This is a genomic window from Methanosarcina sp. MSH10X1 (assembly GCF_004099695.1).
Lineage (GTDB): Archaea > Halobacteriota > Methanosarcinia > Methanosarcinales > Methanosarcinaceae > Methanosarcina.
The window spans coordinates 90254-114077 of the sequence record NZ_SCHL01000007.1 but is presented as its reverse complement, the minus strand read 5'-3'; the positions used below and the strand labels follow the sequence as shown (position 1 = coordinate 114077).

Genomic DNA, 23824 nt, shown 5'->3' with positions numbered 1-23824 from the left:
ATAGAACTAAATACGGTATATTTTACAAAATAGTCCTGTTTCATAAATTAGTATAAAAAGGATTTGAGTGATTATAAAAAACGACTGAAAAATTTTAGGTCATTTGTTATAATCTTTATAACCGGAGATTTTTGTATAAATTATTGTACATTTGAGAAGAAAAAAAACACAAAATATATAAGTATGATTATTTAACAGGGAATTTGTAGTCCCGAAATAAGAAAAGCATGTGTAATCGAGGACGAAAGCTCAAGATATTAACTCTGGCTAAAGGAAAACTTAATTCCGCAGCCTTTAAGCCCGGAATCAGTCTTGTGCAGAGATGCTGGATAGCCATGCATATATTTAAAAAATATAGGAGGTCCTCCTGATAGAAAAACTCAATCTTATGCGGTAAGAAAGATCAAATTCATTAAACAAATTATGATCTTTTATGAGGTAAGATTTATCTCATGAAATTTTGATCAAAATTATCCTCTTCAAGCGCCATAAAACACATCTTAATTAAGGTTCCATCGGGAGCAAATCAAAAACCTTTCTCATACGCATTGGCATTGAATTGATCTATGGAAGAGTAATAGAGAGGCCCTTATAAAGTAAAGAATCCGGGACTTTTCGGTGTTTAATAGTATTAAATTCTCAAGCCTTTTGTAATCTGCAGTGTTCACAATTAATAATTGTATTTCACTACTAAACAGTATACTTGTTACATACTTCATGCGCTGATCAACTATTTTATCCCTTAAAAACAGGGCTTCACGCTGTTTACAGGGCTCAAATGTATACGATCTAGTCTACAGGCTTACTCTAGTGTGAACACTATAGACTACTATAGACTAAATAGTAAAGGAGGAAAGAATTAATGGCTCTTGAACCAGGAGTTTTAATTGGATTTCTTATAATATTTATTGCCGTACTTCTCGGCCCTTTTAAGGTTCACGTTATTGAGGAAAATCTGGAAGTTTTCCTGTTTGTCTGCGGAATTGCGGCAATGACCATCTCGGGTTTTGTCGAAATTCCAGGTGCAGAAACAGGCTGGAGAATGGAAATAATCGAAGAAGCATTGACTTCTCCGCTGAATTCTTTAAATATTGGCGGTATTCCAATAGGTATATTCCAGATAGTGCTCATTGTCGGCTTAATTATCTATAAATGGCATGAGCCGATCCACAAAGCAATCCGGAAAATGGCCAATGCGCTTTCTCTTAAAATTATGGCTTTCATCCTGATCGCCGTCCTTGGTCTATTTTCCAGTGTAATGTCCGCCATTCTTGCGGCAATCATTCTTGTTGAGATGGTTAATGCACTGCCTCTCTCACGAAAGTCCAAGATCGACCTGACAGTTATTGCCTGTTTCTCGATCGGACTTGGCGCTGCGCTTACCCCTCTTGGAGAACCTCTTTCGACAATAGCTATCTCAAAACTAGCAGGTGAGCCTTACCATGCCAGTTTTACGTTCTTATTTGATATGCTTGGCAAATATATCATTCCAGGAATCCTTGCATATGGTATTATTGGAATGTTTTTCCTTGGAAAAGTTGATATGAAAGACTCTGGAATGAAAGCTGAAGAGTATAACGAAACTGTGAAAGATGTCGTAATGAGGGCTGTTAAAGTCTATCTGTTTATCATGGCTCTGACATTTCTCGGAGATGGTTTCAAGCCTATCATATTCGAATACTTCACTCAAATACCTTCCACTGTACTTTACTGGGTTAACATGGTCTCAGCTATTCTGGATAACGCTACCCTGGCAGCCGCTGAAATCGGACCAGCTATGAGTGAATTACAGATAAAGAGTATTCTTATGGGGCTTTTAATTGCAGGCGGAATGCTGATCCCTGGAAATATCCCGAACATCATCTCTGCAGGCAAACTGGGTATAACCAGCAAAGAATGGGCAAGACTTGGAATACCTATGGGTCTCGTCTCAATGGGTATTTACTTCGTCATTATCTTTGTGCTTAAGATCTAAACTTAAAATTCGCCTTGGCCTACTATGAATTCGGTTCCAGAGTCGGAAATTCAAAGCTGAATGTTCTCGGATTCTGGAACCTAATCTTAACACATATCAGTAATTAATAAAAACTATTGCAATTTTATCGTATTTTCTTCAAATCCGGGAGGAAACAAATTTCACCGATTTGCTAAAATTTGAGCACTTAGCCAAATTAAAAAACGTACTCATAAGGCTACTTAACTTATTTTCAGTGGCAAAATTCCCATACTTTTAGCTGGAGAGTTCTCCCCTGAATTTGAAGAAGATACTATTTATTAGATTAATTTTATTAATACTGCTCTCCAATTGTGATTTTTCTATATTATGATAGGAATTGATATTTTATTTACAATTTTCATTTTGCGTCTTAATATTGCCAGATCATCTTTCGGATTTTTTTTAAAACATTACCAAGCTTTAATCGCTTTTTCTCTTAAATTTAGCGGGTCTTTTTCTTTGTTCTGTGAAGCCTGCAGTTCGCAATCAGGCAGGAGTTTCCTAAATGCAAAAAGAACAAAGAAATAATTTATCTCTCCCGAAGCCTGAGACAACTTCTCCAGAGATACACGATTAAAATCTATCACGAAGTATGGAGTGATTTAAATCCTCCCTCTAAGTAGGCATCAAAAACACTATATTGTCTCTTCCTGTCTGGATTAAGCTTAAACTAAAATTTTTGTACTCAATGTCAACGATTACAGATAAAACTATTTAACAAACTGGCTGGAGACATGAAATAGTGTAAAGCTGCACGATTTTATAGGATTTTGAACCGAAAGTAATTTCTGCCAATAACAAAAAATGCGTCTGGGCAAAGTTCCCAACAAAAAGTAAATAATGTTGTTTGTAAAAAATATAAAGATTTAATTGAATATTAAGGATAATATATTATCAAAGAATAAATAGAGTAATCTTTATAAGACTAAAACATTCTAGGCTCTAACACTGTTTAACAGTAAGTTTTTCAGGCTTTTATAGTCTAGCATAATATTAAAGGAGGAAAAAAGTAATGGCTCTTGAAGTAGGAGTTTTAATCGGATATCTTGTAATATTCCTGGCCGTATTACTAGGGCCCTTTAAGATACACGTTATTGAGGAAAATCTGGAACCATTTCTGCTTGTGTGCGGAATAGCAGCAATGACTCTTTCAGGTTTTACCGAAATTCCAGGCGAAGAGATGGGCTGGAATTCAGAGATAATTATGGAATCATTGACTGCGCCGCTGCATGTCGGAGACATAGCTGGTATTCCAATCGGCATATTCCAGATCGTGCTGGTTGTAGGTTTGATTATCTACAAATGGCATGCTCCGATTCACAAAGTAATCAGAAAATTAACTGACATGCTTTCTGTTAAAGTTTTAGGTTTTCTTCTTATTGTCGTTCTTGGTTTATCTTCCAGTGTGATGTCGGCTATTCTTGCGTCAATTATTCTTGTTGAAGTTGTTAATGCAATGCCTCTCTCGCGAAAGTCCAAGATAGACCTTACAATCGTTGCATGTTTCTCAATCGGACTCGGTGCGGCACTTACCCCCCTCGGAGAACCTCTTTCAACAATCGCCATCTCAAAACTAGCGGGTGAACCTTATCATGCAGGATTCACTTTCTTACTTGATATGCTTGGCAAATACATCTTCCCAGGTATCCTTGCATATGGTATCATTGGAATGTTTTTCCTCGGAAAAGTCAGTCCAAAAGACCAGGGAATGGCAGCCGCCGATTATAACGAGACCGTGAAGGATGTCATAATGAGAGCTGTTAAGGTTTACGTATTTATCGCAGCGCTCGTGTTGCTCGGAGAAGGTTTCAAGCCTATTATACTTGAATACTTTATCCAGATTCCTTCAGGTATTCTTTATTGGGTTAATATGGTTTCGGCCATTCTTGATAATGCTACTCTGGCAGCTGCTGAGATAGGACCTGCCCTTAGCGAACTCCAGATTAAGAGTATCCTTATGGGACTTTTGATTGCAGGTGGAATGCTGATCCCAGGAAATATCCCGAACATCATTTCCGCAGGTAAACTTGGTATTACCAGCAAGGAATGGGCAAGACTCGGAGTGCCTCTTGGTCTGATCTCGATGGCTATCTATTTCGTCATTATTTTTGTGCTTGGAATATAAGCTCAAAATTTGACCATTTGCCTGAGGTAGATTATGTTTCAAAATCCAGTAATAATAAAATTAATAATCACTGGGTTTTGAAACAAAATCACACCTTTCAAAACAATATAAAATTAATTTATCTTACAATATTTTCTTCAAATTCGATAGGAAAAACGTTTAAGAATCTACTGGTACTTTGAGAATTTAGCCAGCTCGGAAAAATATATTAAAGAGACCTTTTTGATTCCTTAAATATTCCAGAGTTCTCATATCTTTTAATTCGAAGTTCTCCCTTGAATTTGAAGACTATACCACTTTTTTAATTGGATTCTTGTGCGCCTTTCAATTCATTTGTCAGTAGTGTAGCTTATCAACGAGAATGATTATTGATGATATATGACAGCTTAATAAATTCTTGTTCCTAAAAATTCAGTTCATGATCATGGTTTATTAACGCGGGAATATGTATTTTTGAGAAGCTAGCAATCGAAACCAAGCTTTACTTTTTTTTCAAATGCCAGGCCGCTAAATTGAATATAGACGGAATAAATATATTATATAATCATATATTATAAGATAATAAATGATAAAACAGGTCATCTGAATGCCCAGACATTCGAGACTTTGTAATGTTTAACAGTAAATAAATCTCCCCCGGCAGTCCATAAACCAGAATTTACCAGAGGAGGAAAAAGTAATGGCTCTTGATCTAGGAGTTTTAATTGGATTTCTTGTAATCTTCTTGGCCGTATTATTTGGGCCTTTTAAGATACACACTATTGAAGAAAATCTGGAAGTATTCCTGCTTATTTGTGGAGTGCTTGCAATGACCCTGTCAGGCTTTGCCCGGATTCCGGGCATAGAAACAGGCTGGAGTGCGGAGATAATCGAAGAAGCATTGACCGCGCCATTACATGTTGGAGATATAGCCGGCATTCCAATCGGCATATTCCAGATCGTGCTGGTTGTAGGCTTGCTTATCTACAAATGGCATGCTCCGATTCACAAAGTAATCAGAAAATTAACCGACATACTTTCTGTTAAAGTTTTAGGCTTTCTTCTAATTGTTGTCCTTGGCTTATCATCCAGTGTGATGTCGGCCATCCTTGCAGCAATTATTCTTGTTGAGGTAGTCAATGCAATGCCTCTCTCACGGAGGTCCAAAATAGACCTTACAATCGTTGCATGTTTCTCAATCGGGCTCGGTGCGGCACTTACCCCCCTCGGAGAACCGCTTTCAACAATAGCAGTTTCAAAACTATCCGGTGCACCTTACTATGCAGGGTTTGATTTCTTATTCAACATGCTTGGCATCTACATTTTCCCAGGTATCCTTGCATTTGGTATTATTGGAGTGTTTTTCCTTGGAAAAGCCGATCCAAAAGCGCATGAAATGGAATCAGCAGACTATAACGAGACCGTAAAAGACGTCATAATGAGAGCTGTTAAAGTCTACGTGTTTATCGCAGCACTCGTGTTGCTCGGAGAAGGTTTCAAGCCCATTATTCTTGAATACTTCATCCAGATTCCATCTGTGGCTCTCTACTGGATTAATATGGTTTCGGCTGTCCTTGACAACGCAACCCTGGCAGCTGCAGAGATCGGACCTGCTCTTAGCGAGTTCCAGATTAAAAGCATCCTCATGGGGCTTCTAATATCAGGCGGAATGCTGATCCCTGGAAATATCCCGAACATTATCTCTGCGAGCAAACTCGGTATAACCAGCAAGGAATGGGCAAGGCTTGGATTACCTCTCGGACTTGTCTCGATGGCTATCTATTTCGTTGTATTGTTTGTACTCAATATCTGATTCAAAATGTGCTCGTTTAACCAGTGCATCTAACCCGTACAGCAATCCAGCCAAATAGCAATTTTGAATGCATGCGAAAAAGTCTCAGGATATACCGAGAATTTATGAAATTAGCCAGATACGAAAAATAAACTCAAGAGATCCACTAAACTCCATAAAAACGGAGAGCAAAAACGTTGAAGATCGTCACCTCTTCGAATAATGCAACATTACAACATGCATATGATTATTCCATGATGGATGTAATTTCCATGATGGATGTAATTTCCATGATGGATGTAATTTCCATGATGCATGTAATTATTCCATTGCGGATATGATTGTTGCCTTATTTTAGGGGTGACCAGATTTTTCCAGTCGGAAAATTCTACCTTGAATTTAGTTAAATCCAATTGTCGCTTTTCTGCCTGTTTCTACAGTCAATTTAGTTCATTGCGGTTCCAGTTCTTCCATTTTATATTTATCGCAAAATTATCCAGTTACTTGCATGGTGTATGAGAGCATTTTAATTTAAGGCGTTTGAGATCTATTTTTAAATGAGCTATAAAGGCTTTAGGATTCCTGCTTTCTCTGAAGCTTATATCTCCTGCTTTTTCGCCTGGATTTCAAAGGATTCCTTATATGCCCTTTCGCCATGACTTTCCGTTCTTCTACCCGGGTTCGCTCTATTCAATTAAACAAGTTTTTATTTATGTTCAGTTACTTCCTTCAATCAGGATTATCAATTCTACCTTACTTATTCTATCTGGAGATTAACTTACTTTAGTGAGGAGGAAGACAATGCAAAGGGACTATATAGACACGGGCTATAGCCCGAAGGACACTGATCTTATCTGTGAATTTCATATCGAGCCGTCGACAGGAGTCAATTTTGAGGAAGCTGCAACCCATCTGGCAGGAGAAAGCTCTATAGACTCCTGGACCGAAATTGCCACTCTAAGTCCCGAACTTGCATCCAGGTTGAAGCCTCATGTTTTTTTCGCGGACGAGGAGGCGCAGACTGTAAGGGTGGCTTATTCCGAAGAACTCTTTGAACTGGGGTCGGTCCCGCAGGTTCTCAGTGCAGTCGCAGGAAATATCCTTAGCATGAAGGTCGTTGATAATCTAAGGCTGCAGGATATTGCTTTCCCGAAGTCGATGCTCCGTGAGTTCAGAGGACCCAAATTCGGGTTGCTAGGGATCAGGAAACTTACAGGTGTGCAGAACAGGCCTCTCATAGGAACCATTGTCAAGCCGAAAGTGGGGTTGACCTCTGAAAAACACGCCGAGGTTGCTTACAACTCCTTTGCAGGAGGCTGCGACCTTGTGAAAGATGATGAGAACCTGACGGATCAGAAGTTTAACAGCTTTGAAAAGAGAACCGAACTCACCCTCAAACTTGCAGAAAAGGCAGAAGCTGAAACCGGAGAGCGCAAAATGTATCTCTGCAACATTACTGCCCCAACCTGTAAGGAGATGATCCGCCGCATGAATATCCTTAAAGACATGGGCGCGCGCTATGCAATGATTGATGTTGTGCCCGTAGGCTGGACTGCGCTTCAGACCCTCAGGGAAGAAGCTGAAGATATTGACCTGGCACTTCACGCCCACCGCTGCATGCACTCAGCCTATACCCGGAATCCGCGCCACGGGATAAGCATGCTTGTAGTTGCCAAGCTTTGCAGGTTGATCGGGCTTGACCAGCTTCACATAGGCACGGTTGTCGGGAAGATGCACGGAGAAAAGCACGAGGTTCTGAATCTCAGGGATGAGTGCGTACTCGACAGGGTGCCTGCAGATGAAAGCCAGCATATCCTCGCCCAGGACTGGGGAGGGTTAAAGCCCATGTTCCCGGTTGCTTCCGGAGGGCTTGCCCCTACTATGATTCCTGACCTGTACTCTATCTTCGGAAGGGATGTTATTATGCAATTCGGCGGCGGAATTCATGCCCACCCTATGGGCACGGCAGCCGGAGCTACTGCCTGCAGGCAGGCACTTGAGGCTACCCTTGAGGGAGTTAGCCTGCAAGAATATGCAAAAGACCACAGAGAGCTTGAAGTTGCCCTCGATAAATGGCTGAAAAAATAAGCCGGAAAAAACAGCAGGAATAACAATCTGAAAGGAGCCTACCCTCTGTGCAGGCAGAAAACGGAAATAGAGTAAAGACCCTGGTTTTCCGGGTTTCCAAAGAGAACTTTGATTCCGTCCTTGATAGGGCGGCAGAAATAATCAAGAGCGGTGGAACTGTAGCCTTCCCTACTGAGACGGTTTACGGGCTTGGAGCTAACGGCCTGAATCCCGGGGCAGTCCTGAAGATCTTCGAGGCAAAAGAGCGTCCTCCGGGAAATCCCCTTAGCCTGCTCGTCCATTCAAGGGAAGATGTTAAGAGGGTAGCAAAAAATGTTCCGGAGACTGCTTTCAGGTTAATGGATGCTTTCTGGCCCGGCCCTCTTACGATTATTTTGGAAAAAAACAATATTGTTCCCGACATCACCTCAGGTAACCTGCAATCGATAGGAGTCCGTATGCCTGATCATAGAATTCCTCTGGAACTCATAAAAAGGGCAGGCATTCCTCTTGCTGCTCCCAGTGCCAACCTGTCAGGAAAGCCCAGCCCTAGCCTTGCAGCCCATGTCATATCGGACCTTACAGGCAGGATTGATGCAATTCTTGACGGAGGGAAGGCTGACATAGGGCTTGAATCTACTGTGATCGATATGACTGTCGAGCCGCCAGTTGTGCTCAGGCCAGGTGCCGTCAGCACTGAAGCGCTTGAGAGTATCATAGGAAAGGTCAGGTCAGGATACAAAGGTAGCCAAGCAAAGGATGAAACTGACCTTTCGGAAAAAAAGGCAGGTCAGAAATACGGGCATTATACCCCTGATACAGAGGTCGTGCTGGTTGAAGGAGAAGGTAAACTGGTTTCGGATGAATTTGTCAAATTACTTGGAAAATATAGGAGTGAAGGGCAGAAAGTCGGTTTTCTTCTCAGTGAGGAAACTGCAGCTTTCTTCGCTTTGAGAAAGTTGAGCCCGGATGAGTGCTTTTTGCTGGGGTCCAGAGAAGATCCGGGAGTGGCTGCAGGGAAACTCTTTGAAGGGCTCAGAAAGCTTGATAGGAAAGGGCTGGACGTAATTGTGGCTGATGGGTCTTTCAACCGTTCCGGGCTTGGGGAAGCACTCATTAACCGGCTCAGGGAAGCTTCTTCAACAAGCTTTGTTGTTTAAGCTCAATTGTGCAGATTTGAGATTCAATTAAATATTTGAGAGGGATGATTTTGAAAGCAGAAAAAAAGGAAAATCTGGAGAAAATGCGGGCTTATAAAAAAGTTGCAGACAAAAATAAGAGAGTAAACAAAATTAACCTTGTAGTGCTGGCTGCAGGACTGCTTTTAACAATTTTAGGTATGGAAAAGGCAGGAAGCTATCTCCTCTGGACCGGTATGTTTGTTCTTTTTGTAACCGCAATATCAGGCATTATCGCATCCGGGTCTCTTCGCAAGCAGAGATAAACACTGATTTTTATTTTTTAGAGGAGCTTTTAAATGGGCGAAACGATTGCAAGTAAGGAAATGCATGAATACTTCGACGAGCTTGAAGCAAGACTCAAAGATGCCATAGAGATTGCAAATAAAGCTCGAGCTCGTGGAGGAGACCCAAAACCCATTGTAGAGATTCCCCTTGCCAAGGACCTTGCGGATAGGGTTGAAAACCTTATTGGAGTAGAAGGAGTCGCTGCAAAGATCCGCGAACTTGAGCTAAGGATGTCCAGAGAAGAAGCTGCTCTTGAAATCGGACGCCAGGTAGCCGAAGGGGAAGTGGGAAACTTCACAACAAAAAAAGACGCAGTTGAAGCTGCGATCCGGGTCTCTATGGCAACCCTCACGGAAGGCGTGGTTGCAGCTCCGATTGAAGGAATTGATAAGGTCGAACTTGGAAAGAATGACGATGGTTCGCAGTATATCCGGATTTTTTATTCCGGTCCAATCCGAAGTGCAGGCGGGACAGCCCAGGCTCTTTCCGTACTCGTTGGAGACTATGTAAGGCGCGGGATAGGAATTGACCGCTACAAGCCAAGACCTGAGGAAGTAGAGCGTTATGTGGAAGAGATCCTGCTTTACAAAAGAGTTGCAAGCCTGCAATACACGCCCTCGGAAGATGAAATCCGCCTGATAGTTAAGAATTGTCCTGTCTGTATTGATGGCGACCCAACTGAAGATGCCGAGGTCGAAGGGCACAGGGACCTGGAAAGAATAGGGACAAACCGCGTCAGAGGAGGAATGTGTCTCGTACTTGCCGAAGGGCTTGCCCTTAAAGCACCTAAAGTAAAGAAACATGTTAATAAGTTAAATATGGATGGGTGGGACTGGCTGGAAACCCTCATAGGGGGTGCGAAAGGCGAAGGCGACGAAGAAAATGAGCAGAAAAACAAGATTAAGCCTAAGGACAAATATATAAGAGATCTTATTGCAGGCAGGCCGGTCTTTTCCCATCCCTCAAGGCCAGGCGGGTTCAGGCTCCGCTATGGGCGCTCCAGAAATACCTCGTTTGCATCTGCAGGAATAAATCCCTCTTCTATGGTTTTGCTTGACGATTTTATTTCCAACGGGACTCAACTCAAGGTCGAAAGGCCTGGAAAAGCCGCAGCAATGTCTGCCGTAGACTCGATAGAAGGACCTACTGTGCGTCTTCTTTCCGGAGACCTTGTCCGTATAGATAATATAAAAGATGCCTACGAACTTCGCTCGCAGGTCGAAGTAATAGTAGATATCGGGGAAATCCTGATTAATTTTGGAGATTTTCTGGAAAATAACCATCCTCTTATGCCTTCTCCTTATGTTTTTGAGTGGTGGCGCTATGACTATGAAGCAGCCTGTCATGAGGCAATACCCGAAGATGAACTAAAAAACCCGCCTGTGGCGCTGGCTCTCAGGCTTGCGGAGGAATATGGTATTCCTTTACACCCGAAATTTACGTATCTCTGGCACGACATAAACCGAACTGAATTTGAAGCTTTAAGAGAATTCGTGGCTGAAAAAGGGGATTTTTCGATTGAACGCGGGATTCTCAGGTTACCTCTTAAAACCTGCCTGGAAAATGGTATTAAATTTGTACTTGAAAAACTCCTTGTGCTCCATAAGGTAGAAACTGAAACCATCCTGATTGAAGGAGCTCTTCCTTTTGTTTTCTGTCTTGGGTTTGACTGCTATCTTAAAGAAAAATCCCGGATGCCTGATACCGAAGACATGGTTGAAGCTGCCGCTCTTTTAAGTGGACTTAAGGTTTTCCCGAGGGCGCCTTCGAGAATAGGGGCAAGGATGGGAAGACCCGAAAAGTCCGACCTGCGAAAAATGTCTCCTGCAGCTCAGGTTCTTTTTCCGATAAGCAATGCCGGAGGAATTACACGGAATCTTGTATCTGCTTCAGACTACACGGCTTCCATGAATGGGAAAATAGGCGAAATTGAAGTGGAGCTCGGACTCAGGGAATGTCCTGGCTGCGGGAAAGAGACTTATTTCTGGCGCTGTGACTGCGGAGAGTATACCCATCCCAAACTTTTCTGCCCTCGCTGTAAAATTGAGGTCCGGGGTGCTGAAACCTGCCCAAAGTGCGGAAGAAAACCGAATTCCGTTGCAAATGTCAAACTGGATTTTCGTTCCATCTACAAGCAGGCTTTTGAAAACGTAGGGGAGAGAGAAAAAATTGACCTCATCAAGGGCGTAAAACGGCTCATGAATGGGCAGATGACTCCCGAACCTCTGGAAAAGGGAATTTTACGGGCGAAACATAATGTCTATATTTTTAAAGATGGGACTGTCCGCTATGACATGTCAGATATTCCGCTTACACATATCAGGGCTGATGAGATAGGGATAACTGCGGTCAAACTCCGGGACCTCGGTTATCTTGAGGATATTTATGGAAACCCCCTGGAAAGGGATGATCAGATTGTCTGCCTGAAGGTTCAGGATCTTGTGATCTCTTATGATGGGGGTGAATATATGCTGCGTACGGCACAATACGTAGACGATCTGCTTGTTAAATATTACAGGGTTGAGCCCTACTATAATGCTGAAACAATTCAGGACCTGGTAGGTGTGCTGCTTATAGGACTTGCTCCGCATACCTCAGCAGGCGTGCTGGGGCGCTTGATAGGGTTCACGAAAGCATCGGTAGGCTATGCTCACCCTTTTTTTCATGCTTCAAAACGAAGGAATTGCGATGGCGACGAAGACTGCATAATGCTTCTCATGGATGGAATTCTAAATTTCTCGAGGTCTTATCTTCCGGATAAGAGGGGTGGAAAAATGGATGCTCCTCTTGTGCTTACTACCAGGATCGACCCCAAAGAGGTAGATAAGGAAGCGCATAATATAGACGTGCCTGCAAGGTACCCCCTGGCGTTCTACAGGGCTACTCAGGAGATCAAAAATCCCACGGAGCTTGAGGGTATTATGGACCTGGTCAGTAGCCGACTTGGAACGCCGGAGCAGTATGAGCATTTTATGTTTACGCATGATACTACGGATATTGCTGCAGGCCCGCTCAACTCTTCGTATAAGACTCTGGGGAGCATGATCGAGAAAATGGAAGCTCAACTTTCCCTGGCGAATAAGATAAGGGCAGTTGACGCTCCGGATGTGGCTGAAAGAGTCCTCAAATCTCATTTCCTTCCGGATCTTCTAGGGAATTTACGCTCCTTTTCCAGGCAGCGGATGCGCTGTATAAAGTGCGGAGAGAAATTCCGGCGTCCTCCGTTAACCGGAGCCTGTCCTAAGTGCGGAGGGAATGTAGTGCTGACTGTACACGAAGGAGCTGTCCGTAAATATCTTGAGATTTCAAAAGAGATCGGCGAAAGATATGGGGTTTCCAGTTATACCCGACAGAGAATTGAACTTCTTGATAAAGATATATGCTCTCTATTTGAAAACCACAGGGTTAAACAACTGGGACTTTCGGATTTCATGTCCGGGTCAGTGCGTTGAGAACGGGTAAAAGAAAAGATCAACAATTAAAAAAATATTACATTTATGGATTGAAAGGTGGCAGGGCAGTTTTAGAGGCTAAAAAGGCAGAAGTATTTATTAATTAGTTCTCTAATTTTACTGCTGACAGTGCTATTTTTTTCTTGGGAGAGGCGATCTTCAGGCTTTGATTGTTTCCTGTAGGGAAAAATAAACCTTATCAGATCTAACAATGTTCTATACCTGTTTCGAGTAATTATATAATTACAGGGCTATTTTTATATTATCTGTTTGATTATCTGTATCTCCTACTGAGCACTTTTTTTTATGTGGTTATGGTATTTTTCCTCAGGTCAGGATGGTTTTAATTATAAGAATTATACTCTGATTTCTCCACAGGTAGCCCAAGAGAATTAATCTGCTCTATAAGTTCAGTAAAGTTTTCAATCTCCAGCTCAATAACTTCTTCTCTGCTCATCCCGATTGACATCTCCCCGTCTACGGAAAGGCGCTCAGGACCCCTGCGGAAAAGCCTGTCAATCCCGTCCCTCTTGAGAGCTTCTTTAACTTCCATATCGTGAGCAAAGGATCTTCCAGGGATAAAAACAGTCTCGCTCACTTCGGACAGATCCATTTTCCTGAGGTCTTCAATAGTAATGAGGCATCCAATATCTTTTTCCAGAGCGACGACATTCACGGAATCTCCAAGAGCTTCAAGAATTTCCCTTAGTCTTGGGGCTGCTACCTGGCCTGTTATGATAGTCGCTTTTTTTATGATTCTCGGAAGTCTTTCAAGGGCGCCGGGAATGTTCCGGATTGCGAAAGGAGAACCAATCAGAGGATCTTCAAGCGGGGTTCCTGTAATCCTCATAGAGAGGTGCTTTGATGCGGAATTCCGCACCAGTTCTGTGAATTCTTGGACAGTATGTGGAGTTATACCCGGAATGATAGGGGCGTTATTGAGGATAAGGCCGTTTTCCGGAAAGTTTGCAAATCTCATCAGGATAGCTCCCTTTGCACCCATAGTTTCCAGGTCACTGAGGGTTTTCTCAAGCACTTCTCCGTCATTTACCCCTGGAATGAGCACGATAGCCCCATAAACATTGCAATGAGTACAGAAATCCCGAAGAACCTGTAGGGAGGCTTCGGGCTCCGGGTCTTTCATATACTCAGCTCTTAAAGCCGGATCGGTTGCAAAGACCGTAAAACTCACTTCTGTGACTCCGTGATCTATGTAGAAAAGAGCATCATCAGGCTTGCTAAAGCCCTTTCCGCTTGTATATCCGAGATGTATAGAAGTTCCGAATTGAGATAGGAAAGCGACTAGATTTTTCAGCTCCGGGTAGCAGCTTAAATCGCCTCCCCCGCTGATAGTGAATTTTTTTATCTCGCCGTTTGCGAAATAAAGTTTTCTTGCAGTTTCCTCCAGTACAACTTGAAGGGGCTTGAAACCTGAATATGATTCCTTCACACTGCGTGTGCAGTAGTCACATCCTTTTTTAAACGGTAGACAGTACTTGCAGCCCAGAGGCTGAACGTCTTTTACCTTTTTAAAATAGCAATATTTACAAAAGCCTCTACAGTCTACCCCTGGATTTCCACCTACATCGACAACTACTTCCATATTAAACTTTCGTATTACCAAGATATTACTAAATCTTTTTGGTATGACTCTCAGGCGACAGAATATCATACTAAAAATATTTACGTCAGTTTCCTATTGTCTTAAAAAAAAATATTTCTATGTAATTTTGTTTATTTTTGACGGCTTTAAGTAACGTTAAAAATCGGTCTACCGATTGATATCGTTTTTTTATATAATTATACAAAAATAGATTTTAGATTAATAAAATCCATTTTAAAAAAATACATGAATTCATCTAGCGGAGAACACAAAAGATTTAAGTACCTTCTAAACGAATGAGATTTCATTGGGAAAGTGGACACTTAAAAACGAAGCGGTACTTGATTATTGAGTGCAAAAGCACTCTAGTAGGTGACCAGTCCCAAAATGATTTTAATAAATTAAGGAGGAAATTAAAGTGTCTGACACAGTAGACATCTACGACGACAGAGGAAAACTGCTCGAGAGCAATGTCGATATAATGTCCCTTGCTCCAACAAGAAACGCAGCAATTAAAAAGATCATCATGGACACCAAGAGGTCCGTCGCAGTCAACCTCGCAGGTATTCAGGGTGCACTTGCCAGCGGCAAGATGGGCGGAAAGGGCCGTCAGATCTTGGGCCGCGGACTCAACTATGATGTAGTTGGCAATGCTGAAGCAATTGCAGAAAGTGTTAAAAAGTATGTCCAGGTCGACGAAGGCGACGATACCGCAGTAAAGCTCGTTAAGGGCGGAAAGAGCCTTCTCATTCAGGCCCCACAGTCCAGAATGATTGCCGGCGCTGACTACATGGGCGCTACCACAGTTGGTGCAACAGCAGTTACCCAGACTCTTATTGACATGTTCGGAACCGACATGTATGACGCTCCCATAGTAAAGGCAGCTGTCTGGGGAAGCTACCCACAGACAATGGATCTCATGGGAGGCGCAGTTCAGGGCATTCTCAGCATCCCCCAGAACAATGAAGGTCTTGGCTTCTCCCTCAGGAACATTATGGCCAACCACGTTGCAGCAATCGCTAGCAGGAATGCAATGAACGCATCAGCTCTCTCTTCTATCTACGAACAGGCTGGTATCTTCGAGATGGGTGGAGCAGTCGGTATGTTCGAGAGACATCAGCTCCTCGGTCTTGCATACCAGGGACTTAACGCCAACAATCTTTTATATGACATCGTGAAGGAAAACGGTAAGGACGGCACCATTGGAACCGTTATCGAGTCCGTTGTCCGCAGGGCAGTTGAAGGCGGTATTATCTCCGTTGACAAGACAGCTCCTTCTGGATACAACTTCTATAAGGCAAACGACGTTCCCATGTGGAATGCCTGTGCAGCAGTCGGTACCCTTGCAGCCACCCTTGTGAACTGTGGTGCAGGACGTGCAGCTCAGAACGTTTCCTCAACTCTTCTCTACTTCAACGATATCCTTGAGAAGGAAACCGGTCTCCCAGGATGCGACTACGGTAAAGTAGAAGGTACCGCAGTAGGATTCTCATTCTTCAGCCACTCCATCTATGGTGGCGGTGGGCCTGGTGTCTTCAACGGTAACCACGTAGTTACCAGACACTCCAGAGGATTCGCAATCCCCTGCGTATGCGCAGCAGTAGCTCTTGATGCAGGTACCCAGATGTTCACAATCGAATCAACATCTGGCCTGATAGGCGACGTGTTTGGTGCAATACCAGAATTCCGCGAGCCGATTAAAGCAGTTGCAGGAGCACTCTAAACATATAACTCAAAAGGTCTAACGATGTCAGACTCTGCTTCAAATACTGAAGATTCTATTCAAATCGAAATTTTTCCCAGCAGAATCCTGTCCCCTGAAACAGCTCAGAAACTCATGGCTGAGATTTACAAGGTGGACGGGGTAATCCGCGTCATGGTGCAGGGCAACAGGCTGCCTGATAAGGTGGGTGCTGGCCCCGGCACCGGGGAAAAAGTGGAACATCCACTGAGAAAGCCTATTCAGATTGGAGATCAGATTATTGAATTGAAGATTTGTGTGGGCAGGATCAGGGTTGAACTTTCAAGCGCCGAAGCTAAAGAACAGATCAGGGAAGTATGCGAAAAATTGCTCTCGTTCCCATTTGAATTCAGGGAAGGGCATTTCCTCAAAAAGAAGCCTACTGTAACTGACTATGCCAAACTTGGTCCTGAAGCAGATCCCCGGTTATTTGGAATGGTAGATCCTAAAGCCAGGATAGACCAGCTCATCTTTATTGAGAAACCAGAAAAGCAAGAAAAGAAAAAAGATGAAGATGAGTGAAAAAATATGATGTTCGATCGGGAAACACAGGTAGTTGACTGCCGATGCGGTGGCGGACTTGGCAAAGGAGGAGGGCTTGCCCAGCGAGGCACTCTCTCGGAAGCCGGCCGTGCTGAGGTCGTAGCTATTGCCATGAGTCCCGGACAGAGGCATATCACAAAACCGGTATGTGAGATCACATACGGAATGAGGAAAGAAAACATTCAGGTCAGTGTGCTGGTACTCTACTCAGGCTCCGGAATTCCTGAATCCGGTACGAGAACCGGATCTTTTGTACTGAGTCCGGTAGAAGTTGCACAGATTGAAATGCACAAACTGGCTGTTATTCACCTCGGAAATATCAAGGACCATGTGATTAGAAAGGCCAGGGAAATCCTGAGTCAGGCAAATATCCCGGCGATTGTAGTCAGCCAGATCCCGGTAGATTTTGAGGATTTTGCAGAGGCAGGGATAAAGACGAGATTAGTGATGCCAAGGGATGAAAATATTCGTACAAAAGGAATTGTTATGGATATGGTGAGCGGAGTTACACGCGGTGATTCCTGTCCCAGGGACAAGCTAAATTTAATCGTTAAATACGTCAAGACTACATTAGACCAGTTAGAAGATCATAAAGGAGTTGCATGAGATGGCTTACGAGAGACAATTTTATCCAGGCGCAACATCAGTTGCCGCTAACAGAAGAAATCACATGTCTGGAAAACTTGAGAAACTCAGGGAAATTTCAGACGAAGACTTAACTGCAGTTCTCGGGCACCGTGCCCCAGGGAGCGATTATCCAAGCACCCACCCGCCACTTGCAGAGATGGGAGAGCCTGCATGCTCGACCCGCGAGAATGTTGAAGCTACACCAGGCGCAAAGGCCGGTGACAGGGTCAGGTACGTCCAGTTCACTGACTCGATGTACAACGCGCCTGCAACCCCGTACTTCAGATCATACTTTGCAGCAATCAATTTCAGAGGTGTAGACCCAGGTACCCTTTCCGGCCGTCAGATCGTTGAAGCCCGTGAAAGAGACATGGAACAGTGTGCAAAGGTCCAGATGGAAACCGAAATCACAGACCACGCACTCGCAGGGATGCGTGGCGCAACTGTCCACGGTCACTCTGTCCGTCTCCAGGAAGACGGTGTAATGTTCGACATGCTCGACAGGAGAAGACTCGAAGGCGGTACTATCATTATGGACAAGGACCAGGTTGCAATCCCACTCGACAGGAAAGTAGACCTCGGCAAGCCAATGTCCAGTGAGGAAGCCGCAAAGAGAACCACAATTTATCGTGTGGACAATGTAGCCTTCAGGGACGATGCAGAAGTCGTTGAATGGGTACAGAGGATATTTGATCTGAGAACAATTTACGGATTCCAGCCGAAATGAGGTGACCACAATGGCAGCAGATATTTTCTCTAAATTCAAAAAAGATATGGAAGTCAAGTTCGCCCAGGAATTTGGTTCAAACAAGCAGAGTGGCGGCGATATTACCAGCAACACCACAAAATTCCTGAGACTGGGTCCTGAGCAGGACGCAAGAAAGACCGAAATGATCAAAGCTGGTAAGGAAATCGCAGAGAAGAGAGGCGTTGCATTCTACAACCCAATGATGCACTCCGGTGCTCCTCTCGGTCAGCGTGCAATCACTCCTTACACTATCTCCGGCACTGACATCGTCGCAGAACCTGATGACCTGCACTACGTCAACAACGCTGCAATGCAGCAGATGTGGGACGACATCAGGAGAACCTGTATTGTCGGTCTTGACATGGCTCACGAGACCCTTGAGAAGAGGCTGGGTAAGGAAGTTACCCCTGAAACCATCAACCACTATCTTGAGGTCCTTAACCATGCAATGCCCGGTGCAGCAGTAGTTCAGGAAATGATGGTTGAAACCCACCCTGCTCTTGTTGACGACTGCTACGTGAAGATCTTCACAGGTGACGACGCACTTGCAGACGAAATCGACAAGCAGTTCCTTATTGACATCAACAAGGAATTCTCTGAAGAACAGGCAGCCCAGATCAGGGCCTCCATCGGCAAGACTACCTGGCAGGCAATCCACATCCCAACAATTGTCTCCAGAACAACTGACGGTGCCCAGACCTCCAGGTGGGCAGCCATGCAGATCGGTATGTCCTTCATCTCCGCATACTCAATGTGCGCCGGTGAAGCAGCCGTTGCTGACCTTTCCTTCGCTGCAAAGCACGCAGCTCTGGTCTCCATGGGTGAAATGCTCCCAGCAAGGCGTGCACGTGGTCCAAACGAGCCAGGTGGACTTTCCTTCGGTCATCTCTCAGACATCGTCCAGACAAGCCGCACCTCCGAAGACCCAGCAAAGATTGCTCTCGAAGTTGTCGGCGCAGGCTGTATGCTTTACGACCAGATCTGGCTCGGATCCTATATGTCCGGTGGTGTCGGGTTCACACAGTATGCAACAGCTGCATACACCGATGATATCCTCGACAACAACGTGTACTACGATGTTGACTACATCAACGACAAGTACAACGGTGCTGCAAATGTCGGCAAGGACAACAAAGTAAAGGCAACCCTCGAAGTCGTAAAGGACATCGCAACCGAGTCCACAATCTACGGTATCGAGACCTACGAGAAATTCCCGACTGCCCTTGAAGACCACTTTGGTGGTTCCCAGAGAGCAACCGTGCTCGCAGCCGCAGCCGGTGTCGCAACTGCACTCGCAACCTCAAACGCCAATGCCGGTCTCTCAGGCTGGTACCTCTCCATGTATCTGCACAAGGAAGCATGGGGCAGACTCGGCTTCTTCGGTTTCGACCTGCAGGACCAGTGCGGTGCCACAAACGTTCTGTCCTACCAGGGCGACGAAGGTCTCCCAGACGAACTCCGTGGTCCAAACTACCCCAACTATGCAATGAACGTCGGTCACCAGGGCGGATACGCAGGTATCGCTCAGGCAGCTCACTCCGGACGTGGAGACGCATTCACCGTCAACCCACTCGTCAAGATCTGCTTCGCTGACGACCTCCTGCCCTTCAACTTCGCTGAACCCAGGAGAGAGTTCGGCCGCGGTGCAATCAGAGAGTTCGTGCCTGCTGGTGAGAGATCCCTCGTCATTCCAGCAAAGTAAACTCAATAAATTAAACACTTTAAAACAGAGTAGGCCTTCGGGCCTGCTTTTTTTCTCTTTTTTTCTACGCTCTTTTCTTTCGTAAGATTCTTCCAGAAAGTACTGGACCCCACCCGAAAAGTCCCGCTGTTCTAAGTTTTATCCGTGCACATGCAAAATGAGTCAGGAATATAATTCTCAATTTTCTTTTTCTTCTTGTACTCAATCGTATGCAAGGGATGAATGGTACGATGAGAAGAATTGAACAAGAATGTGAGAGGATATAATAGGTAGAAAAATGGCTAAATTCGTCGATGTATTTTAGTAGCGTATAAAGGTTCTGCAAATCCCAATAGTCTCTGTTTTTTTCTATCAGGAAAAAATAGATTTATCGTTTTTCTTTATACATAGTTCAAATACAAAATGTTTGTATTTACAGTTTTAACTTTTATATTGATAAAGTTGTCAATACTCTTCTACATTATAGTTAGTATAATCTTACTTCAAATTACGACAACCTTTTTGCCTAGTTTGCCTGCGGCTTCCACAAATTCTGTCGCATTTACATCCGGAAACGTGTCTACAATACAAATATCAAACTTTTCATCCAAACGATCTGCTAATTCTCTTACATCCATACTGTAAACTTCAAATTCGTTTCCAGACGCTCTTAATTCTTCTTCGCTGACTGGATGTTTGACTGGGAATCCATTTGCTTCTAAATTCATCAAAGTAGTTTCTATTGCAGGATTCCAGATATCATTAAAAACAACTTTTCGCGCACCAGCTTTAAGGCACGTGATTCCCAAAGTCCCGGGTCCACATGTACAATCAAGAACAGCAGGTTTATCATAATCTTTCAAAACTTTGCTAAGTATCTCGATTTTGGGGTATTCTATCCTCGGAAACTCTATATGGATTTCATGCTGATACTTGTATACTCCTAAAGTGCCATAAGGAGTCTGTACAATATCACACCTCAAATCGCATCCAGCAAGAAGTTCATATACATAAGGATCAGAATCAGAATCTTTTATACCCACAGTCTTTCTTATGTCTCCCTTTAAAACCCCTTTAACTTCCTCCACTTCCTTTACAATTCTTTCAGCACAGCTTTTATCCATTTCATTCGATAATATTACTAAAGAATCCGCAGGCAAATAGGGAACAGAATTAGTTGGATAGCCAGGAGTCACAAGAGGGACACATGAATTCCTTAAATTAGCTTTTTTCTCTTTTATTCCTTCATCGATCATTACCTTTAGTACGTGAGACATTACAATATCAAGACATCTCTTACCGCATTTACAACTTCCAAAATGATTATCTATTTTGTCTAAATTAATCTGTTCGGCTAGAGGAGAGAATTTCCTTATATTTTCTGCTTTGCAATCGTTGCACGGTCTGTAAAATGACTCAATATCCTTTAGTGTTTCCAAAACAGGTTTTATGCACTTATCCCCACATCTGCATTTTATTTCCATAAGTTTTAATGTGGATATTTCGTATAAGTACTATATCATTTCTTACTGTTTACTGGATTCCGGTTCAGGTTAATTTAGAAGGTAAATGATTTCTCTGACCGTTTAGAGGGTGCTCAAAGAAAAAATACTGGAAATCTGAGGATTTTCCAGGACCGGTTCCAAAGTCAGGCAAAATCTGCACTCAATCTGCATCCAATCTGCAATTGGAAAGCTTGATTGTATTTTCAACTCATTCTGCAGAAATATCCTTAATTTTTGCTCCAAGGCTGCGCATATCTTTAAAAAAATCAGGATAAGATATTGATACCGATTCAGTGGTGCCAATTGTCGTATTCCCTGCCATCAACCCTGCCAGTGTAAGGGACATAACAATCCTGTGGTCATGCCAGCCATGTACTGATGCTCCTTGCAGTTTTCCGCCAGTGATCGTCAGGCTATCCCTGTCCTCCTCAAGGTTTACTCCAAGCTTTGGGAGTTCAGTTGCAAGGGCATGCAAGCGGTCTGTTTCTTTGTATCGGACATGCTCGGCATTTTCAATCCTGCTCGTACCTTCGGCAGTTGCAGCCAGGACCGCAACGGTCGGAACAAGGTCAGGGATTGCTCCGGCATCAAAGGTTATGGCTTTTAACTGTCTTCCTCCCCTGACTGTTACATTACCTGCTTCTTTATCCCAGGTAATATCGGCTCCCATCTGTCTGAGGGTTTCAATGATCACCTTATCCCCCTGCTCTGAGGGAAAAAGGTTCTTGACTGTAACTTCAGACCCGTCGGTCAGAGCGGCTGCTGCGAGCAGGTAGGATGCAGAAGAAAAGTCGCCAGGAACAGTGTAATCTTTGAGATCATACTTCTGTTTTCCGGGAATTATGAATCTGGTACCATTACTGTCTTCGGTATGAATCTTAACGCCTGCCAGTTCAAGCATCTCAAGGGTTACATCGATATAAGGTCTTGATTTAAGTTTTCCTTTTATGGAAAGAATAGTGCTGCTTTCTGCAAGCGGGCAGGTTATGAGAAGAGCTGAGATAAACTGGGAACTGATAGAGCCGTCAATGCTCACTTCCTGTCCCTCAAGTCCGCCTTTAACTATAAGTGGAGCCTTCTCGTTTCCTCGCGTGGAGCAGGCTTTTACTCCCAATTTATTGAGAACCTCAAGAAGAGGACCGTTTGGTCGGGTACGAAGCGAGGCATCTCCGGTAAGTACCGTAATTCCATCAGTAAGAGCTGCTACTGCAGCCATAAAGCGTAGGGTCGTCCCTGAATTTGCAGCATCAATTACATCGTCGGGGATATTTGGTTTTCCATTAATCCCGTGGATAATAAACCTGTCCTCTTTCTTTTCAATCGAAGCCCCGAACATCGCGGAAGCCCGGACTGTAGCAAGAGTATCGGCTGAAATCAAGGGGTGTCTGACAATTGATTCTCTTGAGAGAGCTGCAAGGGTTATTGCCCTGTGAGTGTAACTCTTTGAAGGCGGGGCAAAAACCTCCCCTTTAACTGAAGATTTGTCGACAGAAACACGCATGTGTACCAGAGCTCTTCTATTATTAATTTTAGATTTTTTAAGTTTCAGGTGTTTACTTTTAGCTTTCTGAAGAGATTTTTTGAATACTACCAAACTTAAACACTTCGAAATTTTGGGTGAGATTAAAAATTCAGTTTACCCCTTTTACAATATTTTCTATCAGATCCCAATCATGGTCATAAATATGTGCTGAGATGCTGATAGTAGTGATTGTTCCTGGTTTGGTCCCAACCCTGTCGGCTACGTACTCGAGAAGCCTGGAAAGTCCGTAAAGGTTTGCCGGATAGGCTCCGCCAAAATCATGGCTTCTGAAAAGAGTGGTGAGGTGAATCTTTCCATCTCTTATCTTAAAATCGTCGAGCATCATGCAGGGAACTTCACTAACTTTAGTATCCACCGATGGGATCCAGGTAACGGCTATTGCTCGCCTGGATGTCGGGGTTTCCTGTAATTTTTCGATTGCGTACTCGATCTGATCCACTTTTCCATCCCAGTTCCGAAGGCGCTGTCCGTATGTATACTCAAAGTCCTGTACGTTTTCTCCTGAGATCAGTTGCTTTGCGTACTCTTCAAGTCTTTCCTCATTCCAGGCAGTACCGTGCGGGATCCTGTCAATGTACGGATCTTCAATTACCACCATCAAATCCATGAATTCTCTGATCTGGCTTCCTCTCTCGTCCGTAATAACCTGTCCGTGATTCCAGATAATATTAAGCCCGCGGTACCACGCATCAGAGATACTTTTTGCCCTGACAATCCTGCCAATTTCAAACCTGTCTTCCATTGAAAATTCCCCGATAAAATCAGGAATCTACCTTTTTTCTTTATTTACCACTTTCTTTTATATGTGCTTTATCTAGAGCATAACCTTGAAAGCTACCTCTGATCAGTGATAGCATATGTCATACTTAATTTAAAAAAATTCCGGAAAAAAGAGGGATAGAGAAATATATAAAGAAGCTATCAAATAAAAACTGGATAAAAAATACTGATAAATT

General features: G+C 43.6%; 16 protein-coding genes. 12 read left to right on the top strand and 4 right to left on the bottom strand.

The features are described 5' to 3' along the window. The first annotated feature begins 862 nt into the window (after positions 1 to 862). The 7 genes from EQO05_RS07985 to EQO05_RS07955 all read left to right on the top strand — a co-directional run bounded on the left by EQO05_RS07985 (position 863) and on the right by EQO05_RS07955 (position 12877). Positions 863 to 1975 carry a DUF1646 family protein gene (locus EQO05_RS07985; RefSeq protein WP_128505393.1) on the top strand — a complete coding sequence of 371 codons (1113 nt, stop codon included), beginning with the start codon at positions 863 to 865 and terminating at the stop codon, positions 1973 to 1975. A 1033-nt stretch (positions 1976 to 3008) separates the two neighbouring features. Next, entirely contained in the window at positions 3009 to 4121 is a 1113-nt protein-coding gene (locus tag EQO05_RS07980; protein WP_128505392.1) for a DUF1646 family protein, read from the top strand. A gap of 679 nt (positions 4122 to 4800) precedes the next feature. Then, positions 4801 to 5913, top strand: a complete 1113-nt coding sequence (locus tag EQO05_RS07975) for a DUF1646 family protein (RefSeq protein WP_128505390.1) — start codon at positions 4801 to 4803, stop codon at positions 5911 to 5913. Positions 5914 to 6693: 780 nt separating this feature from the next. Then, a complete protein-coding gene (rbcL, locus tag EQO05_RS07970) occupies positions 6694 to 7980 on the top strand; it encodes a type III ribulose-bisphosphate carboxylase (protein WP_128505388.1) in 1287 nt (428 codons plus the stop codon). A gap of 47 nt (positions 7981 to 8027) precedes the next feature. After that, entirely contained in the window at positions 8028 to 9119 is a 1092-nt protein-coding gene (locus tag EQO05_RS07965) for an L-threonylcarbamoyladenylate synthase (RefSeq protein WP_128505386.1), read from the top strand. Positions 9120 to 9169: 50 nt separating this feature from the next. Continuing rightward, on the top strand, positions 9170 to 9403 hold the full coding sequence (locus EQO05_RS07960; protein ID WP_128505384.1) for a hypothetical protein: 234 nt from the start codon (positions 9170 to 9172) through the stop codon (positions 9401 to 9403). 33 nt (positions 9404 to 9436) lie between these two features. Next, complete coding sequence (locus tag EQO05_RS07955; RefSeq protein WP_128505382.1) at positions 9437 to 12877, top strand: DNA polymerase II large subunit; 3441 nt, start codon at positions 9437 to 9439, stop codon at positions 12875 to 12877. A gap of 343 nt (positions 12878 to 13220) precedes the next feature. Here EQO05_RS07955 and mmp10 read toward each other — a convergent pair whose 3' ends face one another. Beyond that, complete coding sequence (mmp10, locus tag EQO05_RS07950) at positions 13221 to 14480, bottom strand: methyl coenzyme M reductase-arginine methyltransferase Mmp10 (RefSeq protein WP_128505380.1); 1260 nt, start codon at positions 14478 to 14480, stop codon at positions 13221 to 13223. Between the two features lie 418 nt (positions 14481 to 14898). Here mmp10 and mcrB point away from each other — a divergent pair, with 418 nt between their 5' ends. The 5 genes from mcrB to mcrA are packed head-to-tail and all read left to right on the top strand — an operon-like array spanning position 14899 to position 19841. Next, the gene (gene mcrB, locus EQO05_RS07945) at positions 14899 to 16203 is read left to right on the top strand and encodes a coenzyme-B sulfoethylthiotransferase subunit beta (protein WP_128505378.1); all 1305 of its coding nucleotides are present in this window, start codon (positions 14899 to 14901) and stop codon (positions 16201 to 16203) included. A gap of 24 nt (positions 16204 to 16227) precedes the next feature. Beyond that, the gene (gene mcrD, locus EQO05_RS07940; protein ID WP_128505376.1) at positions 16228 to 16743 is read left to right on the top strand and encodes a methyl-coenzyme M reductase operon protein D; all 516 of its coding nucleotides are present in this window, start codon (positions 16228 to 16230) and stop codon (positions 16741 to 16743) included. Positions 16744 to 16749: 6 nt separating this feature from the next. After that, on the top strand, positions 16750 to 17370 hold the full coding sequence (mcrC, locus tag EQO05_RS07935; protein WP_128505374.1) for a methyl-coenzyme M reductase I operon protein C: 621 nt from the start codon (positions 16750 to 16752) through the stop codon (positions 17368 to 17370). Between the two features lies 1 nt (position 17371). After that, on the top strand, positions 17372 to 18118 hold the full coding sequence (gene mcrG / locus EQO05_RS07930) for a coenzyme-B sulfoethylthiotransferase subunit gamma (protein WP_128505373.1): 747 nt from the start codon (positions 17372 to 17374) through the stop codon (positions 18116 to 18118). Positions 18119 to 18128: 10 nt separating this feature from the next. After that, the gene (gene mcrA, locus EQO05_RS07925; RefSeq protein ID WP_128505371.1) at positions 18129 to 19841 is read left to right on the top strand and encodes a coenzyme-B sulfoethylthiotransferase subunit alpha; all 1713 of its coding nucleotides are present in this window, start codon (positions 18129 to 18131) and stop codon (positions 19839 to 19841) included. A 482-nt stretch (positions 19842 to 20323) separates the two neighbouring features. On the opposite strand, the gene EQO05_RS07920 is transcribed toward mcrA, so the two are convergent. The 3 genes from EQO05_RS07920 to EQO05_RS07910 form a co-directional block, all read right to left on the bottom strand. Then, positions 20324 to 21304, bottom strand: coding sequence for a 50S ribosomal protein L11 methyltransferase (locus EQO05_RS07920; protein ID WP_128505369.1), 981 nt, complete (start codon positions 21302 to 21304; stop codon positions 20324 to 20326). Between the two features lie 229 nt (positions 21305 to 21533). Beyond that, positions 21534 to 22826, bottom strand: a complete 1293-nt coding sequence (aroA, locus tag EQO05_RS07915; protein ID WP_128505367.1) for a 3-phosphoshikimate 1-carboxyvinyltransferase — start codon at positions 22824 to 22826, stop codon at positions 21534 to 21536. Positions 22827 to 22956: 130 nt separating this feature from the next. After that, positions 22957 to 23610 (bottom strand): thymidylate synthase, encoded by a 654-nt coding sequence (locus tag EQO05_RS07910; protein WP_128505366.1) that lies wholly within the window; start codon positions 23608 to 23610, stop codon positions 22957 to 22959. Between the last annotated feature and the right edge of the window lie 214 nt (positions 23611 to 23824).

What these genes read in the sequence shown, in the direction of transcription:
- EQO05_RS07985 (WP_128505393.1), top strand. Translation starts at nt 863, where the DNA reads ATGGCTCTTGAACCAGGAGTTTTAATTGGATTTCTTATAATATTTATT.
- EQO05_RS07975 (WP_128505390.1), top strand. Translation starts at nt 4,801, where the DNA reads ATGGCTCTTGATCTAGGAGTTTTAATTGGATTTCTTGTAATCTTCTTG.
- EQO05_RS07910 (WP_128505366.1), bottom strand. Translation starts at nt 23,610, where the DNA reads ATGGAAGACAGGTTTGAAATTGGCAGGATTGTCAGGGCAAAAAGTATC.
- EQO05_RS07920 (WP_128505369.1), bottom strand. Translation starts at nt 21,304, where the DNA reads ATGGAAATAAAATGCAGATGTGGGGATAAGTGCATAAAACCTGTTTTG.
- rbcL (WP_128505388.1), top strand. Translation starts at nt 6,694, where the DNA reads ATGCAAAGGGACTATATAGACACGGGCTATAGCCCGAAGGACACTGAT.
- mcrA (WP_128505371.1), top strand. Translation starts at nt 18,129, where the DNA reads ATGGCAGCAGATATTTTCTCTAAATTCAAAAAAGATATGGAAGTCAAG.
- aroA (WP_128505367.1), bottom strand. Translation starts at nt 22,826, where the DNA reads ATGCGTGTTTCTGTCGACAAATCTTCAGTTAAAGGGGAGGTTTTTGCC.
- EQO05_RS07980 (WP_128505392.1), top strand. Translation starts at nt 3,009, where the DNA reads ATGGCTCTTGAAGTAGGAGTTTTAATCGGATATCTTGTAATATTCCTG.
- mcrD (WP_128505376.1), top strand. Translation starts at nt 16,228, where the DNA reads ATGTCAGACTCTGCTTCAAATACTGAAGATTCTATTCAAATCGAAATT.
- mcrG (WP_128505373.1), top strand. Translation starts at nt 17,372, where the DNA reads ATGGCTTACGAGAGACAATTTTATCCAGGCGCAACATCAGTTGCCGCT.
- EQO05_RS07955 (WP_128505382.1), top strand. Translation starts at nt 9,437, where the DNA reads ATGGGCGAAACGATTGCAAGTAAGGAAATGCATGAATACTTCGACGAG.
- mmp10 (WP_128505380.1), bottom strand. Translation starts at nt 14,480, where the DNA reads ATGGAAGTAGTTGTCGATGTAGGTGGAAATCCAGGGGTAGACTGTAGA.
- mcrC (WP_128505374.1), top strand. Translation starts at nt 16,750, where the DNA reads ATGATGTTCGATCGGGAAACACAGGTAGTTGACTGCCGATGCGGTGGC.